Below are 14,792 nucleotides of genomic sequence, written 5' to 3' on the forward strand. Positions count from 1 at the left end.
TTGTTCCTCCTGAATGAATTCCTACTAATTTTATCCTATTTTGCGCAAGAAAGAAAGAGAGCCGACAAGTAAAATGTCCACTCTCTTCCATTCTTTATTTTGGTTGATGAAAGGTCTCATGTGCTGATGCAACAACTTTCGGGATATCGATCCCTGCTGCGGTACCTTCTTGCAGGCTTTTCTTTAAATGTACGATAAACTCGATATTCCCTTCGCCACCAGTGATTGGTGAAAAACTTAGGTTTAAGACATCGAAGTTTGTTTTCTTAGCAAATGCTAGTACTTCCTCCAACACTCGTTCATGGGTTTTGGGATCACGAACGATCCCATTTTTCCCGACTGCTTCTTTGCCCGCTTCAAATTGCGGTTTAATCAGCGCCATCACTTCGCCATCCGCTACCAAAATATCATATAGCGGGGGTAAAATCAGTTTAAGTGAAATAAAAGAAACATCGATCGTAGCGGCATCTGGAAGACCGTCTAAAAAATCAGTTGGTTTTGCATAACGGAAGTTGACCCGCTCCATTACGATCACTCGCTCATCTTGCCGCAGCTTCCAGGCTAACTGATTGTAACCGACATCCAATGCATAGCTTTTTTTGGCACCATTTTGCAATGCCGCATCAGTAAAACCACCGGTGGATGCGCCGATGTCTAACATGATTTTATCGGTTACGTCAAAATCAAAGACTTTGAGTGCTTTTTCTAACTTGAGACCACCACGAGAAACATAAGGCAGCTTTTTGCCTTTGATCTGCAGCAGTGTATCTGCGGCAATTTTTTCTCCCGGCTTATCTAGGCGCTCATTATTTTTTTCTTTGTACACCAATCCAGCCATCACTCCCCGTTTGGCTTGCTCGCGGGTCTCAAACAGGCCTTGCTGGACAGCTAAAACATCTACTCGTTCTTTCTTCATGCGTTCCCTCGAATCTCAAATCGTTCCACAAATGCCAACAAAACATCCGGCGTAAATTGACCGTATTGACTTAATTGCGCCAGAATTTCTTTGGCCTTGCCTAATTCTTCTGTCAAGGCTTGCTGCGCGCCTGCTAAGCCAAGTAAAGCAGGATAGGTACTTTTCGCCAACTCGTCATCTCGGCGGACAACTTTGCCTAGCTCTTCGGTCGTACTAGTGGCATCTAACAGATCGTCGCGAATTTGAAAGGCTAACCCAATATGCTGGGCAAAGCGATCCAATTCATGCAGAACCTCTTCCGTCTGGTCGGCTAAGACACCACCAGCAATCACCGCAAAGCGGATCAATTCTCCAGTTTTCCGTTCATGAATGGACATCAGTTCCTCAAGACTAAGGGCTTGGTTTTCTCCTTGAATATCAGCTGCTTGGCCGGCGACCATGCCTTGTGTTCCCGCCGCTTTACTCAATTGCTGCAGCAGCAAGACTTTTTGATTGGCTTCGATCTCCGCCATAGCGACTAATTGAAATGCAGCCGTCAAAAGACCATCTCCAGCTAAAATCGCTAAAGCTTCACCAAAAACCTTATGGTTGGTAGGTTTGCCTCGACGCAGATCATCGTTGTCCATTGCTGGCAGATCATCATGGATCAGCGAATACGTATGCACCATTTCTAGGGCTGCCGCACACTGGTACACCGCGGTATTGACGGGTTTGTGAAAAGCGGCGACTGTTGCTGCCAATAAAAGCGGGCGAATACGTTTGCCGCCAGCTTGGATCGAATACTGCATGCTTTTAAACAATCGTTGATCAGAGGTGTGTTCTTTGACAAAGCGCTCCATGACTTCTTCAATCAATGGGGCGTGTTCTTTTGTGAATTCTGTTAAAGCACTCATTGGTTTTCCTCTTCAAAAGGCACTTCTTCGTTAGATTCTGTCATCATTTTTGTTAAGGACTTTTCTGCTTTACTCAAAGTGTCCTTGCATTGCTTACTCAAAAACATCCCTTTTTGAAAAGCATCTAGTGCCTCTTCTAAGGGAACATCCCCTTGTTCCAAACGGGTTACAATTTGTTCTAATTCTTGTAATGATTCTTCAAATGTTGGATTTGCCATGATTAACTCCTTCTGTACTAATAACTTCGACAAGTGCTTGGCCATCTTGGTAATGGATCGTCAGCTGGTCTTCTGGCTCGATCGTATCAATCGATTTGATCACCTGCTCATTTTTCGTGGTATAGCTGTAGCCCCGACCCATGATTTTCAGTGGGCTTAGCAAATCAAGAGATTGGACTGCATTTGCAAATTGATTTTCTTTTGCTGCATAAATATCTTTCATGGCTTTCATTAAGCGTTGGGAAAGATAACTGACCTCTTGGTTACTAGCTTGCAATCGCGCTTTTGGTTGTTGTTGTGCTAACCGTGAAATCAATTGCTGTGCATGGCGATCCTTGTCATAAAGCAAGGTTTGCAGACCTTGCTGCATCCGCTGCTGCAACTGATCGAGTTTGATGGACTGTGCCTCATACAAGCGCTCTGGTTGTCGAAAAACATATGATCCAATCACTCGCTGATAGCGTTCTTGTTTGTACTGGATCTGGTGCATAAAAGCTTGCTCTAATCGGGCTTGTCTTTCTTCGATCCGCAAAATCTCTTCTGATAGGACGGGCACTGCTAATTCGGCAGCTGCGGTCGGAGTTGCCGCCCGCACATCCGCCACTAAATCGGCAATCGTCGTATCGGTTTCATGCCCCACTGAAGAAATAACGGGGGTTTTTGCGTCAAAAATGGCTCTTGCCACTCGTTCTTCATTGAAAGGCCAGAGGTCCTCAATCGACCCACCCCCACGTCCGATGATCATAGTATCAAAGGTACCATCGGCTTCGACTCGTTGGATATTTTTCACCACATCATCCGCGGCTTTGTTGCCTTGTACCACGGTTGGATACAAAACGATCTGAGCAATGGGATAACGCCGCTGGGTCGTCGTGATGATATCTCTGATCACCGCCCCACTAGGACTGGTCAAGACTGCGATGCGTTTCGGGTATTTCGGCAACGACTGCTTCGGTGCAGAAAATAATCCTTCCGCTGCCAATTTCTGCTTTAATTGTTCATAGGCTTGATAAAGGGCACCGACACCATCTGGTTCCATGTGATCGATCACCATTTGGTAATTTCCGCTTGCCTCATACAAGGTGATACGTCCAACCGCCATGACTTTCATGCCCTCTTCTGGTTGAAAGCGCAGCTTGTCAAAAGCGCCCTTGAACATGACGGTCGAAATTTTTGCACCATCATCCTTTAAACTAAAGTATTGGTGATTGGGGCGACGACGAAAATTAGAGATTTCCCCCGTCAAATAAACCCGTTCTAAATACGGATCGACGTCAAACTTACGCTTGATATATTTTGTTAATGCGGTCACCGTTAAATATTCTTGCGCCATTTAGTTTTTCATTGTCTCCTTTGCTGCCTCGATCGTTTGGGCCATCAACATCGTGATCGTCATTGGTCCTACACCTCTAGGTACCGGGGTGATATAGCTAGCGATCGGTTCGACTTCATCAAATTTCACATCGCCGATCAACTTGCCATTGGCATCCCGATTCATTCCTACATCGATCACCACGGCCCCTTCTTTTACGAAGTCTTTTGTGACAAAATGACCGCGGCCGATCGCCACGACTAAAATGTCCGCTTGCTTCGCTAACTCAGGCAGATTTTTGGTTTTTGAATGAGCAATAGTCACGGTGGCATTTGCCCCTAAGAGCAAGTGCGCCATCGGTTTTCCGACAATGTTGCTGCGGCCGATAACTAAAGCATTTTTCCCTTCCAATTCGATCCCATATGCAGCAAACATTTTCATGATGCCATAAGGGGTACAAGGAATTCGGTCAGGTACACCGGCAAATAATTTTCCTAAATTGATTGGATGAAAACCGTCGACATCTTTTTCCGGTTTGATGGCTAACAGCACTTTTTCTTCATTGATATGTTTTGGCAAAGGAAGTTGAACCAAAATGCCGTGAAAGGCATCATCGTTATTGAACTGTTCGATTTCTGCTAATAATTCTGCCTCAGTAATGGATTCAGGATAGCGGGCAACACGGGAATTGATGCCGATTTTCGCCGCAGCTAGTTCTTTATTTTTCACATAAGTCTGGCTTGCTTTGTCTTCTCCAACAAGTAAAACAACTAATCCCGGTGTCACACCCTGCTCTTTTAGTGTTTCTGTCTCTGAAAGAAACGCTGCTTGCATTTTTTCAGCCAATTCTTTTCCATTGATCAATGTACCCATTCTGACAACTCCTCCAACCTGATTATACTGACTTATTTTGTAAAAAGAAACGCACCAATCGTTTGTCGATCTGCTTCTTCATGTTTTCTATCATAGCATTTTCTGAAAAGAAAAACACCGTCTAACGCTCCCTTTTTTCGGAAAAAACGAGGGCAAACCGACAAAGTGTATGCAAAAAAACCGAACGATCAAGCAGGACCGTCAAAACAAGGCGGTTGCTCACAAATCGTTCGGTTTCTGCCTCGATCGAAAAAAGGCTGTTTTCTTTTGATCGATAGTGTTAAGGCTAAAAATTACTCACTTACTTGGTTGTTTTTTGTTTCTAGCTCTTGATTGACAGTCGATAAAATACCGTTGACAAACTTTCTTGACTGATCGTCACTAAAGGTTTTCGCTAATTCGATCGCTTCATTCAAAGCCACACGATTCGGCACATTATCCACATAGATCATTTCATACAAAGCGATTCGTAAAATCGTCACGTCCATTTTTGATAAACGCTGGATTTTCCAACCGGCTTTTAGATGACTTTGAATGACTTCATCCAAGGCTTCTTTATAATGACAGACACCTGCCACTAATTGATCTAAATAAACAGGGACAAAATGCTCTTGTTCTTCATCAATCAATTCATGGTGTTCCAACTCGATGGCATGCATGATGGCATCTTGTTTCGTTAAATCTTTGTTAAAGTCTAGTGGAAATAAAGCTTGTAACGCCATTTTCCGTATTTCATGCCGTGATAATTCTTTACTCATTTTCTTCCTCGTCGTTTCCAAATAATTCTTCGATGTCTGGTAAATCTACTTTTTCTGGCACGACTGCCACAACATGAACATTTACTTCAGCCAGTTGCACATCTGTCATAAATAAGACTTGCTGTTTGACCCGTTCTTGGATCTCCATTGCCACTTTAGGCACTGACATCCCATAAGTGATATAGCAGTAGATATCCACTTTGATCCCTGTTTCATCGATCGTTAAGTAGACTCCTTTGCCATGAGCTGCGCGGCCTAGTAATTCAGTGACACTGTTTGCCAGTGTTCCTCGCATCCCATAGACGCCTTCCACTTTAGAAGCAGCGATCCCAATAATGATCTCGATCACTTCTGGCGCGATGACGATTTCGCCTAATTCAGGACTTGCATTTAATACAAGGTTTTTATCTTCATTCATACGTTTTTGCCTCCATTCTAAACAGCTGTACCGTATTGTTTGTAAAAAAATCGCTCGTTTTTTCCGTTTGAAGCAAGCCAGCGCTTGATTCAATCAATAACATCCATGGCACAGTGTTTCTTCTCGCTCTAAGTTTATCATTTTCTGCACTGAGAATCTATAATAACCCACTATTCTCAATGAATTTTCTGAAAAACAAGGTCGATGAATCAGAGAATGATCAATTCTTTCGGTGAATGTGTCAACACTTTATTACCAGTTTCAGTGATCAAAAGATCATCCTCGATACGAACGCCGCCAATTCCTGGAAGATAGATGCCTGGTTCATCTGTAATGACGTTTCCGACAACAAATGCTTTATCAGCACGGAAGGAGACATTTGGTCCTTCGTGGATTTCTAAACCAATCCCATGGCCTGTTGAATGACCAAAAGCATCCCCGTAGCCAAAGGAAGCTATGTGATCCCGGGCGATCGCATCTAGTTCAATTCCGGTCATTCCAGGTTTTGCTGCTGCCAAGACTTTTTCTTGTGCTTCTAGCACGATTTGATAGATTTCTTTCAATTTATCGCCAGGATCCCCCACAGCAAAAGTTCTGGTCATATCAGACACATAGCCTTGATAGTAACAGCCAAAGTCTAACGTGATCAGATCGCCTTGTTCAATCACTTTTTCACTGGCAACCCCATGGGGCATTGCTGAACGAAGACCACTGGCCACGATCGTTTCAAAAGATACGCTTGTGGCACCTAATGAACGCATAAAGAAATCTAACTGATTCGCCACTTCGATTTCGGTCATCCCTGGGCGGATCATTTTCAAAATATGTTCGAACCCTTGATCGGCGATATGGCAGGCTTGTTGGATCAATGCGATCTCTTCCTCATCTTTGACTTCCCGCAATGCCTCGATCATACCAGATACAGGAGCTAATGAGGATTCCTCAATCAAGTCTTCTAAGACGGAGTATTCAGCAAAGCTGACGAAACTTTCTTCAAATGCTAAGACATTGATTTCTTCCTTTTGGCAGATAGTTGCAACTTCTTCAAAAATCGGTCCACTATTTTTTACGATCTCAAATCCTTGGGCTTGGGCAGCTGCTTGCTCTGTATATCGGAAATCTGTTACAAAAAAAGCTTTGTCCAACGTAATGACTGCTAAACCAGTTGTACCAGTAAAGTTTGTCAAGTAACGCAAATTGTATGGGCTGGTGATCAAGAACCCATCAATCGAATCTTTTCTCATTGCTTCACGTAATTTTTCAACTCTTAACATGTATCGTTCCCTACTTTCTTGTTCTATACGATAGTATTATAACAAACTTCCAGAAAAAGCGGAAAGTAAGCGAAAAGTTTTCTAAAAAATCAAACAATACGAACCTAAAGAATGGTGTTTTAAAAAGACTCTAGTTGGCTCTCTCGTTGTTCTTTTCTAGATAACTTTAATCCACAAAAAAAGCAACCCAATCAACGGATTGCTTCTTTGATAATTATCTTTTACGTCCCAAAAAGAATGATACGACAGCCACGAAAATGACTGCCCCAATGATTGCTGGCACGATTGCCATTCCTGCCACTTGCGGTCCCCAAGTGCCGAATAAGCCTTGTCCGATTGATGCGCCCACAAGTCCTGCCACGATATCAAAAATGCAACCGCGTTTTTCTCCTGCGATGGCGCCACCGATTGAACCGATGACCGCTCCCACGATCAATGTCCATAAAAAGTGCATAATAACCCCTCCTAAACTTTCTTATAAAAAGGGTAACATATTGAGAATCAATTGGAAAAACATATGCTCTCTTGTTATTTTCTACGGGTAATTGCCCGTTTCAAGATATCGAAAAAGCCAAGAGAATGGACCATATGATCTGGGTCAACGTATTCGCGAATTGCCCGCAGAACTTTTTTTGGTTCTTTTGATGAGAAGGTATATGTCCCATTCTTTTTGGTCCGAATCGCATACCGTGGGATCCAGCGTCCTTTGAACAAGACCGAAGCGATCACATAGTCGACATCTTCCCAAGGAATTTGAATAAACTTGCGTTTGTCACGATCATTATAAAACTCAAAGGCATTATCGCCGATCATTATTTTGCCGTATTCATTGATACCTAAAAAAGACGTAGCATCGATCGTCAAATCAACTTTTGTATTAAGGGATTGTACCATTTGCGCTTACTCCATTCTATATCGTCTTATCGTTACCTATTATACGTGTTTGCGGCATGTTTGGCGAATAAATAAAAAGATGCTTGGGTCTCCCCAAGCACCTATCATTGAAAAGATTATAACAATCCGATCAAGTGTCCACCGATACCGACTAAGAATAGACCGATAATAATGACGATTGGAGAAACTTTTTTCTTCAATAACCACATACATAACAAAGTAAGCAATAGTGCAGCTAAACCAGGAATCAATTGATCCAAGTTGTTTTGCAATGTTGTTACTTTTGTATCAGTCAATGCACGGCCTTCAGCTACTTGTTGGAAGGCTTGTTGCAAACCAGCTGAACCAGAAGGCAAGTTCGCCCAGTCGACATAAGCACCTTCATCAAGCGGTACGCTTGAGACAACTGGTGCAAAGGAAATCGATACCCAACGTTGAACAAGTGACCCTAATACGAACATCCCTAAAATAGAAGCACCTTTTGTTACATCTTGTAGCAAACCACCTGAAAGGTCATCTGTGATTTTAGAACCAGCACGGTAGCCGAATTCTTGTGTGTACCACATAAATGCCCAACGGATGATGTTCCAAGCAACGAAGAAGATGATTGGGCCTAAGATGTTTCCGCCTAAAGCAAGAGAAGCACCTAATGCACCTAACATCGGACGTACAGTAAACCAGAACACAGGGTCACCGACACCGGCTAAAGGACCCATCATCCCAACTTTTACCCCTTGGATCGCTACGTCATCGACAGGCGCGCCATTGGCACGTTCTTCTTCTAACGCTAAAGTTACACCTAAGATTGGTGATGCGATATATGGGTGAGTATTAAAGAATTCTAAGTGACGCTTCAAAGCAGCGGCACGGTCTTCTTTTGTTTTGTATAATTTTTTGATTGCTGGAATCATTGAAAATGCCCAACCACCATTTTGCATACGTTCATAGTTCCATGAACCTTGAATGAAGGTAGAGCGCCATGCTACGGCTAAACGATCTTTTTTATTTAATTGAATTTTTTCTGCCATTTTTTTCTCCTCCTTCGATTCTAATAGTCATTCAAGATATCGCCTAGAGGGTCGCCAGTGTTGCTGCCGCCGCCTCCATTTGATGATCCGCCCATTTTAGTTAGGTTCAAGTAGATCAATGCGATTGCTACTGCCAAGGCACCGATAGCGATCAATGTCAATTGAGAGATAGCTGCGATTACGAAACCGATAATAAAGAATGGCCAGACTTCGCGAGTTGCCATCATGTTGATAACCATTGCGTAACCAACGGCAACAACCATACCACCACCGATAGCCATACCATCAGTTAACCATGCAGGCATTGATTCTAAGAAGTTTTGAACAGTTGCAGCAGGGATAGCCAACAATGCAGCTGCAGGAATCGCAATACGAACCCCTTGCATACATACAGCGATCACGTGCCACATTTCGATTTTACGAATGTTGCCTTCTTCAGCAGCAGCATCCATAAAGTGAACGATTGGCACAGCCAATGTACGAACGATCATTGTCAAGAACAACCCAGCAACAGCTAGAGGGATCGCAACGGCAATCGCTGTATCAACACCAGCAGTTCCTTGTCCACCTAAAACTAAAATAATTGCAGATGCGACAGACGCCAATGCAGCATCAGGTGCAACAGCGGCACCGATATTTGCCCATCCAAGTGCGATCATTTGTAATGATCCGCCCAAAATGATACATGCTTCCAAATTACCGGTCACTAAACCGATCAAAGTACACGCGATTAGCGGTTGATGGAATTGGAATTCATCCAAGATCCCTTCCATACCAGCTAAAAAGGCAACGAGTACTACTAATACCATAGATATAATAGTCATGATAGACCTCCTATTTAGTTGAATACGTTTCTATTTATTTGCCAATTCATTTTTGGCTTTGCGTAAGATTTCGTCCATGTTGTCTCGAGAGTCATTTGGTACTTTACGCACATCGAATTTGATGCCGCGTTCTTTCAGATCTTCAAATGTATTCACATCATCTGTACCCATCGACAATACTTTACTTACAACAACTTTCCCAACAGAGTGAGCCATTGAACCAACGTTCACTTCAGTAATATCAACGCCACCTTCAACAGCACGTAATACATCTTGTGGGTTTTCAAATAATAGTAAAGCTTTCGTATTCCCGAAACGAGGGTCTTTAGAAACTTCAATCATTTTGTCCACTGGAATGACGTTCGCTTTTACTCCTGGAGGAGCTGCTTGTTCGATCAGTTTTTTACGCAAGTCATCTTTTGCCACCGCGTCAGAAACAACGATGATCCGAGATGGATTCACTGATTTTGTCCAAGCTGTAGCAACTTGACCATGCAACAAACGTGAATCGACACGAGCAAGTACGATTTTGATTTTGCCATCGCCTAGAACAGTTCCCGGAGGAAGTGATCCTTTAGGTTGATCGTCTTGCACTGCTTTTGGTGCTGAAGCTTCTTCTGGTTCAAGTTCTTCTGGTTTGACCTTGACCCCTTCTTTAGCTGTTTCAACGATATGCGCAGCAATTTCATGCGCTGTATTCATTGAAAAACGTGAAGCATAGGCTTCGATCACCATTGGTAAATTCATACCAGCAACGATTGCCCATTTGTCTTTGTGATCTTCAAACAAGCTGTTCGCTTGGTTGAAAGGAGTACCACCCCAAAGATCAACTAAGAATAATACTTCTTCTTGATCGTCAAATGTAGCAATTGCTTCTTGCATTTTTGCCTTGATGTCATCTGGACCTTCACTTGGCATCAATGTAACAGCTTTAACATTTTCTTGTTCGCCGAAGATCATTGAACCAGATTGCAAAATGCCGTTAGCAAATTCTCCATGACTTGCTAGGATAATTCCTACCATCTTTTTACCTCCTATATCAAAATTGAAAAATGTGACACGAATACGAAAGAAAAAACAACATCGAAAAACTAAGGGTGACTACCTTCTTTTTCCAAAATATCCTTCAAAAAGATTTTACGATCAGCTGGAACTTTGCGTATCTCCACTTCAATGCCTTGGTTTTGCAAGTAAAGCAATGAAGCAAGATCTTGATCATTGACTGACACGAAATTAGTGATCATTCGTTTTCCCATTGAAAAACTCATACCGCCGATATTGACGGAACGAATGTCAATGCCTCCTTTAACCAGAGTCACGACATCTTGAGGGTTGGTAAATAATAACATGACTTTTTGCGTATTAAATAATGTGTTATGCGCCACCTCAAGCATTTTCGCTACTGTCACCACATTGGATTTGATTCCTGGTGGAGCAGCTTCTTTCAAGAGAAACTTTCGTAATTGGTCATTTGCGACTTCATCACTGACCACTATAATTCGATTGATACCAGTCATTTTCGACCAAGCTGTGGCGACCTGACCATGAATCAACCGATCGTCGATTCGGGCAAGACGTATATCCATTCCCATTGTGCAAGCCTCCTACATCCATCGATCCGCTTTTCATATTGAGGATCTGTTCTTTTTTCAATCACCTCCTGTATCCACTTATATAGAAGCAAGAAGCGTGCCAAGTTTTTCCGATACACTATTCTTGAAAAAACCTTAAGAATCAGCATTCAGATAATACACTAAAAAAGATACACTAAAAAATACTGTATCTTTTTTAGTGTATCTGTATTATTTGTAAGAATTAAAAATACATTTCTTTTTCGTGATGGTTTTTGATCAGCTCTAGCAGATAGTACTCTTCAGTCTTGGGCACTTCGATATTCATCAAGCGTGAAAACGATTGGACATGCACATGCAATTGGCCATAAAGCGGATTCTCCTCCATCGCTGCTAAATCAATTTCAGAAACAGTCAATGGCTGCCGCAGTAAGATCCGCTCCAGCATACCTGCGCCATGCATCACAAAATTGATCTGAAAGCCTTGCTGCGCCCCTACCAAATCCAAATCGTGAATGATCTCTTCGCCAAATTTCCACAACGGCTCTACTACTTTTTTCGCATTGACATAGGTAAAGTTTTCCTCTAAATACCGGATACAGATTTCTTTCGCCTGCCGATCATCTAGCTGTACTTCATCTTCAAAACTCAAATCATTCTCTAATAGGATATCATCCAACAGTAGATCAACATCTTGATCAATAAAACGTTCTAATGAAATAAACGGTGCGTCGATATGGGGATCGATGATCCCTGTTGCGGCAATCAGACGGTAGCGCTGTTGAATCTGATCCAAGTCCGTCCTCAGATCCGCCACCGATAACGTCACCACTTCGACATTTTGGTTTTGACGTTTTGACAATGAGCTTTGGATCAATTCTTTGATGCGCTGCGCCGTTCCCTTTCCCGAAGCACAGACCGCTAGAATCGCTTTAGGATGGTGGTTTTGTGTCACTGGTTCTTCCACAGTGACCGCTCCATACCCGCGGAACTTCCGTAATGAATCATAGAGCTGATCGAGGTCCGTGCCGATCACTGACGCTTTACGGACCGTCTCTAGGACGATGGAGGTGGTCACCATATCGACTGTTCGAACAGCCACACCCGTTTCTCGTTGGATTTCATTATTAAAGGTCGCTAAGGACCCCATATCGACTAAGAGGATCACCCCACTGCCATCATTGACTGCCCGTACACTATCCACGATTTTTTTCAACGCCACAGCCGGGGGCATATCTAATGGCATGTCCACCGCTGTCACTTGATCGACTTCCAGCAATTGTTTGACCACTTGTACCATGCTACTGGCTGTGCTGTTGCCGTGGGCTGCAACGACGACGCCGATTTTCCCAGAGGAATGAGAGGTTCTAAGAGAAACCAGAAGAACCGCTAAATAATAAGATTCGCTCTCAGGAATCGCCACTTGGAAACTATCACCAATAAAATCGCGGACTTCTTTGGCGACTTCAAACTCTTGAGGATAATCAGCTACCATCTGACGAATATTGTCATTGGTTTGTCGTTCTTCTCCCAAATGGATTTTTTTCAAAAACGAGCTGATGTGTAAGCTCATGGCATAGATGAAATTTTGCTGAAAATCATAATTTAAGCGTTGTCGAACCAGCTCATAGATTTGATTTGTTACACTGATCACTTTCTGATCGACAAATTCACTTAGTTTATTGACCGAGTTAAAGGAAAACCCATGATCTTTATAAAAAGACTTTAAGTGAACATTGATATCTGTTGAGATAAAATGATTGATCGCTTCTTGATCTAACCCATCTGCTTTTAGCAGAGCAGCCTTGTCGCCGATAATATCGTAAAGATTATAAGGCAATTCATAGGAATCTGATTGAATATTGTTTAAGTTTTGATTCGGTTGAATGCTGATCTTCGGTTCAAGGATCTTAGAAAGCTCTGCCAGCTCATTGCGGCGATTCCCCAAAACGATCAATCCTGAACGAATCCCTTCTGGCAAATCGATCAAATCGATTTCAATCTCATCTTGTTGCATATGATTCAAAAAGCCCCGTGCACAGACTAGCTGGACATTGGATTTCAATTGACCGATATTCCCAAAACTGACACTGCCGATCAACGCTTTGACCACATCTTCTGTCAAGGAGATCGTCCGCTGAATACGGGTCGCCTCTTGCCCGACTAATACCCGAACGAGATCGACTTTTTCTGATGCGGGTCGTTTCTCAAAAAAGGGCAGTTGAATATTGATGGGAATGCGTCGGGTAAAGGTATCTAATAGCGTTGAGTTGGGGTCTTCGGTAGTAGCACCAACGATTCGGACATTCGCTTGATGATTTTTGCCCGTCTCTCCTAGACGGCTAAAGGTACCATGATCCATAAAGTAAAAAATCATTTCTTGCCCTTCTGGCGGCAATCGATGGATCTCATCGAGAAACAACATACTCTCATCCGCTTGATCAATAATACCAATCTTCTCTTGATCGGCACCCGTAAATGCCCCTCGTACATAACCAAACAAATGGCTCATCAAAAGCTCTGGGTTATTTGCATAGTCCGCACAGTTAAAGACGATCAGTTCTTTGTCATCGGCAATTACTTGATTGCTTTTGGCAAACTGGAACATCGCATGGGCAAAGTACGTTTTCCCAGAACCAGTAGGCCCTGTGATCAAGCAGTTTAGCCCTTTCGGCGGATACAAGATCGCTGCTTTCGCCTGCTCAACAGCGTTTTTCATACTTCCGTTGGCACCGATGATCGTCGCAAAAATATCTCGGTCAGAGGGTTTTCCTTGTACTCGTTGAGGGAAGGCTTTTTCTCTTTGCGGGCGACTTTCTTTGTAGCTTGGGACATACTTTTCCTTACTGCTGGGATCGACCCCTGCCGCCCAATAACGAACAGGCCGCGAGTCGCTTTTTTCGACGCGCCCTTCTTTGACAAGCTTATTTAAATCCTTACTGGCATTACTGCGCTGAATGGCTAAATGATCGGCAACTTCTGAAGTAGACAACCCCTTCTTTTCCCCTAAGCCGCTCATCGTATTTTCGACGATATATTGATAAATCCGTTCGATTCGCTTGCCCAACAGCTTCGCCTCCTTGTTTTTTCCACTTGAATACTTTACTCATTTTTCTATAAAAAAGCAACTTTTTTTCCACACAGAAAAAGCAAAATACTTTGTTCGAAAGAATAATAGAACGTCCTTTCACATGCTACTCTCAGCATAAAGCATTTTGCCAAAAAAAGATATTCAAAAGTCAGGATGTGTTAGGCTTTTTCATTGGGAATGAACGTTGGCACCTGGTCTGGAAATCGTTGCAGTTCTTTTTGCATCCAAATCACATCGTGCCATTGATTGAACTTATAGCCGACATGCGCAAAATCAGCAACTTTCCGATACCCAAGCTTCTCATGAAAAGCCTCGCTTTGTTGATTGCCTCCTGTAATACACGCAGTCAGATTGACCACGTTTTGCACTTTTAATTTTTCTTCAAGCCCTTGATAAAGAGCGGTGCCGAGCCCTTTTGCTTTGGCATCCGGCGCTAAATAAACGGTTACTTCAACGGTCCAATCATACGCCGCCCGTTCTTTATAGGCTGACGCATAGGCATAACCGACAATTTCACCAGCCTCTTCTGCAACGAGATACGGGTAGCGTTTCAAGGTCTTGGCGATGCGTTCCGCGAATTCTTGAACCGATGGCACCTCCGTTTCAAAGGTAATCGGTGTATTTTCTACATAATAAGCATAGATTGCTGTCAAGGCTTGGGCATCTGCAATCGTGGCAGAACGTATCGTCATAGAACCCCTTCTTTCAGTAAATTTTTTCCC

General features: G+C 43.0%; 16 protein-coding genes. All 16 read right to left on the reverse strand.

Annotated features, from left to right (window positions below; translation table 11 throughout):
• Positions 1–94: 94 nt before the first annotated feature.
• On the reverse strand, positions 95–916 hold the full coding sequence (locus IGI92_RS09790; protein WP_016620449.1) for a TlyA family RNA methyltransferase: 822 nt from the start codon (positions 914–916) through the stop codon (positions 95–97).
• Positions 913–1,809, reverse strand: coding sequence for a polyprenyl synthetase family protein (locus IGI92_RS09795; protein ID WP_005235358.1), 897 nt, complete (start codon positions 1,807–1,809; stop codon positions 913–915). Before IGI92_RS09795 ends, IGI92_RS09790 begins: the two co-directional genes overlap by 4 nt.
• The gene (locus IGI92_RS09800) at positions 1,806–2,027 is read right to left on the reverse strand and encodes an exodeoxyribonuclease VII small subunit (RefSeq protein WP_301387652.1); all 222 of its coding nucleotides are present in this window, start codon (positions 2,025–2,027) and stop codon (positions 1,806–1,808) included. The genes IGI92_RS09795 and IGI92_RS09800 overlap by 4 nt, the downstream gene beginning before the upstream one ends.
• Positions 2,008–3,360, reverse strand: a complete 1,353-nt coding sequence (gene xseA / locus IGI92_RS09805) for an exodeoxyribonuclease VII large subunit (RefSeq protein ID WP_005235354.1) — start codon at positions 3,358–3,360, stop codon at positions 2,008–2,010. The genes IGI92_RS09800 and xseA overlap by 20 nt, the downstream gene beginning before the upstream one ends.
• Positions 3,361–4,212 carry a bifunctional methylenetetrahydrofolate dehydrogenase/methenyltetrahydrofolate cyclohydrolase gene (locus IGI92_RS09810; RefSeq protein WP_144330573.1) on the reverse strand — a complete coding sequence of 284 codons (852 nt, stop codon included), beginning with the start codon at positions 4,210–4,212 and terminating at the stop codon, positions 3,361–3,363. It abuts the gene before it with no gap.
• Positions 4,213–4,505: 293 nt separating this feature from the next.
• Complete coding sequence (gene nusB / locus IGI92_RS09815) at positions 4,506–4,970, reverse strand: transcription antitermination factor NusB (RefSeq protein ID WP_005235350.1); 465 nt, start codon at positions 4,968–4,970, stop codon at positions 4,506–4,508.
• Positions 4,963–5,388 carry an Asp23/Gls24 family envelope stress response protein gene (locus IGI92_RS09820; protein ID WP_005225770.1) on the reverse strand — a complete coding sequence of 142 codons (426 nt, stop codon included), beginning with the start codon at positions 5,386–5,388 and terminating at the stop codon, positions 4,963–4,965. The genes nusB and IGI92_RS09820 overlap by 8 nt, the downstream gene beginning before the upstream one ends.
• Before the next feature lie 209 nt (positions 5,389–5,597).
• Positions 5,598–6,662, reverse strand: a complete 1,065-nt coding sequence (locus IGI92_RS09825) for a M24 family metallopeptidase (RefSeq protein ID WP_005235349.1) — start codon at positions 6,660–6,662, stop codon at positions 5,598–5,600.
• A 214-nt stretch (positions 6,663–6,876) separates the two neighbouring features.
• Positions 6,877–7,116, reverse strand: a complete 240-nt coding sequence (locus IGI92_RS09830; RefSeq protein WP_005225767.1) for a GlsB/YeaQ/YmgE family stress response membrane protein — start codon at positions 7,114–7,116, stop codon at positions 6,877–6,879.
• A gap of 74 nt (positions 7,117–7,190) precedes the next feature.
• A complete protein-coding gene (locus IGI92_RS09835) occupies positions 7,191–7,556 on the reverse strand; it encodes a DUF956 family protein (protein ID WP_005235348.1) in 366 nt (121 codons plus the stop codon).
• A gap of 116 nt (positions 7,557–7,672) precedes the next feature.
• Entirely contained in the window at positions 7,673–8,584 is a 912-nt protein-coding gene (locus IGI92_RS09840) for a PTS system mannose/fructose/sorbose family transporter subunit IID (protein WP_005235347.1), read from the reverse strand.
• Between the two features lie 20 nt (positions 8,585–8,604).
• Entirely contained in the window at positions 8,605–9,408 is an 804-nt protein-coding gene (locus tag IGI92_RS09845; RefSeq protein WP_008378492.1) for a PTS mannose/fructose/sorbose transporter subunit IIC, read from the reverse strand.
• 30 nt (positions 9,409–9,438) lie between these two features.
• Positions 9,439–10,431, reverse strand: coding sequence for a mannose/fructose/sorbose PTS transporter subunit IIA (locus IGI92_RS09850; RefSeq protein ID WP_008378493.1), 993 nt, complete (start codon positions 10,429–10,431; stop codon positions 9,439–9,441).
• Positions 10,432–10,499: 68 nt separating this feature from the next.
• A complete protein-coding gene (locus IGI92_RS09855) occupies positions 10,500–10,994 on the reverse strand; it encodes a PTS system mannose/fructose/N-acetylgalactosamine-transporter subunit IIB (RefSeq protein WP_026008065.1) in 495 nt (164 codons plus the stop codon).
• Between the two features lie 229 nt (positions 10,995–11,223).
• Positions 11,224–13,998 (reverse strand): sigma-54-dependent transcriptional regulator, encoded by a 2,775-nt coding sequence (locus IGI92_RS09860; RefSeq protein ID WP_086333089.1) that lies wholly within the window; start codon positions 13,996–13,998, stop codon positions 11,224–11,226.
• A gap of 230 nt (positions 13,999–14,228) precedes the next feature.
• On the reverse strand, positions 14,229–14,762 hold the full coding sequence (locus IGI92_RS09865; protein WP_301387649.1) for a GNAT family N-acetyltransferase: 534 nt from the start codon (positions 14,760–14,762) through the stop codon (positions 14,229–14,231).
• Positions 14,763–14,792 lie beyond the last annotated feature (30 nt).

Origin of the sequence: Enterococcus sp. DIV2379, assembly GCF_050542965.1 — a bacterium.
GTDB classification, from domain to species: domain Bacteria; phylum Bacillota; class Bacilli; order Lactobacillales; family Enterococcaceae; genus Enterococcus_D; species Enterococcus_D entomosocium.

Coding starts and splice junctions, on each gene's coding strand:
- IGI92_RS09790 (WP_016620449.1), bottom strand. CDS start 916: ATGAAGAAAGAACGAGTAGATGTTTTAGCTGTCCAGCAAGGCCTGTTT.
- IGI92_RS09795 (WP_005235358.1), bottom strand. CDS start 1,809: ATGAGTGCTTTAACAGAATTCACAAAAGAACACGCCCCATTGATTGAA.
- IGI92_RS09800 (WP_301387652.1), bottom strand. CDS start 2,027: ATGGCAAATCCAACATTTGAAGAATCATTACAAGAATTAGAACAAATT.
- xseA (WP_005235354.1), bottom strand. CDS start 3,360: ATGGCGCAAGAATATTTAACGGTGACCGCATTAACAAAATATATCAAG.
- IGI92_RS09810 (WP_144330573.1), bottom strand. CDS start 4,212: ATGGGTACATTGATCAATGGAAAAGAATTGGCTGAAAAAATGCAAGCA.
- nusB (WP_005235350.1), bottom strand. CDS start 4,970: ATGAGTAAAGAATTATCACGGCATGAAATACGGAAAATGGCGTTACAA.
- IGI92_RS09820 (WP_005225770.1), bottom strand. CDS start 5,388: ATGAATGAAGATAAAAACCTTGTATTAAATGCAAGTCCTGAATTAGGC.
- IGI92_RS09825 (WP_005235349.1), bottom strand. CDS start 6,662: ATGTTAAGAGTTGAAAAATTACGTGAAGCAATGAGAAAAGATTCGATT.
- IGI92_RS09830 (WP_005225767.1), bottom strand. CDS start 7,116: ATGCACTTTTTATGGACATTGATCGTGGGAGCGGTCATCGGTTCAATC.
- IGI92_RS09835 (WP_005235348.1), bottom strand. CDS start 7,556: ATGGTACAATCCCTTAATACAAAAGTTGATTTGACGATCGATGCTACG.
- IGI92_RS09840 (WP_005235347.1), bottom strand. CDS start 8,584: ATGGCAGAAAAAATTCAATTAAATAAAAAAGATCGTTTAGCCGTAGCA.
- IGI92_RS09845 (WP_008378492.1), bottom strand. CDS start 9,408: ATGACTATTATATCTATGGTATTAGTAGTACTCGTTGCCTTTTTAGCT.
- IGI92_RS09850 (WP_008378493.1), bottom strand. CDS start 10,431: ATGGTAGGAATTATCCTAGCAAGTCATGGAGAATTTGCTAACGGCATT.
- IGI92_RS09855 (WP_026008065.1), bottom strand. CDS start 10,994: ATGGATATACGTCTTGCCCGAATCGACGATCGGTTGATTCATGGTCAG.
- IGI92_RS09860 (WP_086333089.1), bottom strand. CDS start 13,998: ATGAGCGGCTTAGGGGAAAAGAAGGGGTTGTCTACTTCAGAAGTTGCC.
- IGI92_RS09865 (WP_301387649.1), bottom strand. CDS start 14,762: ATGACGATACGTTCTGCCACGATTGCAGATGCCCAAGCCTTGACAGCA.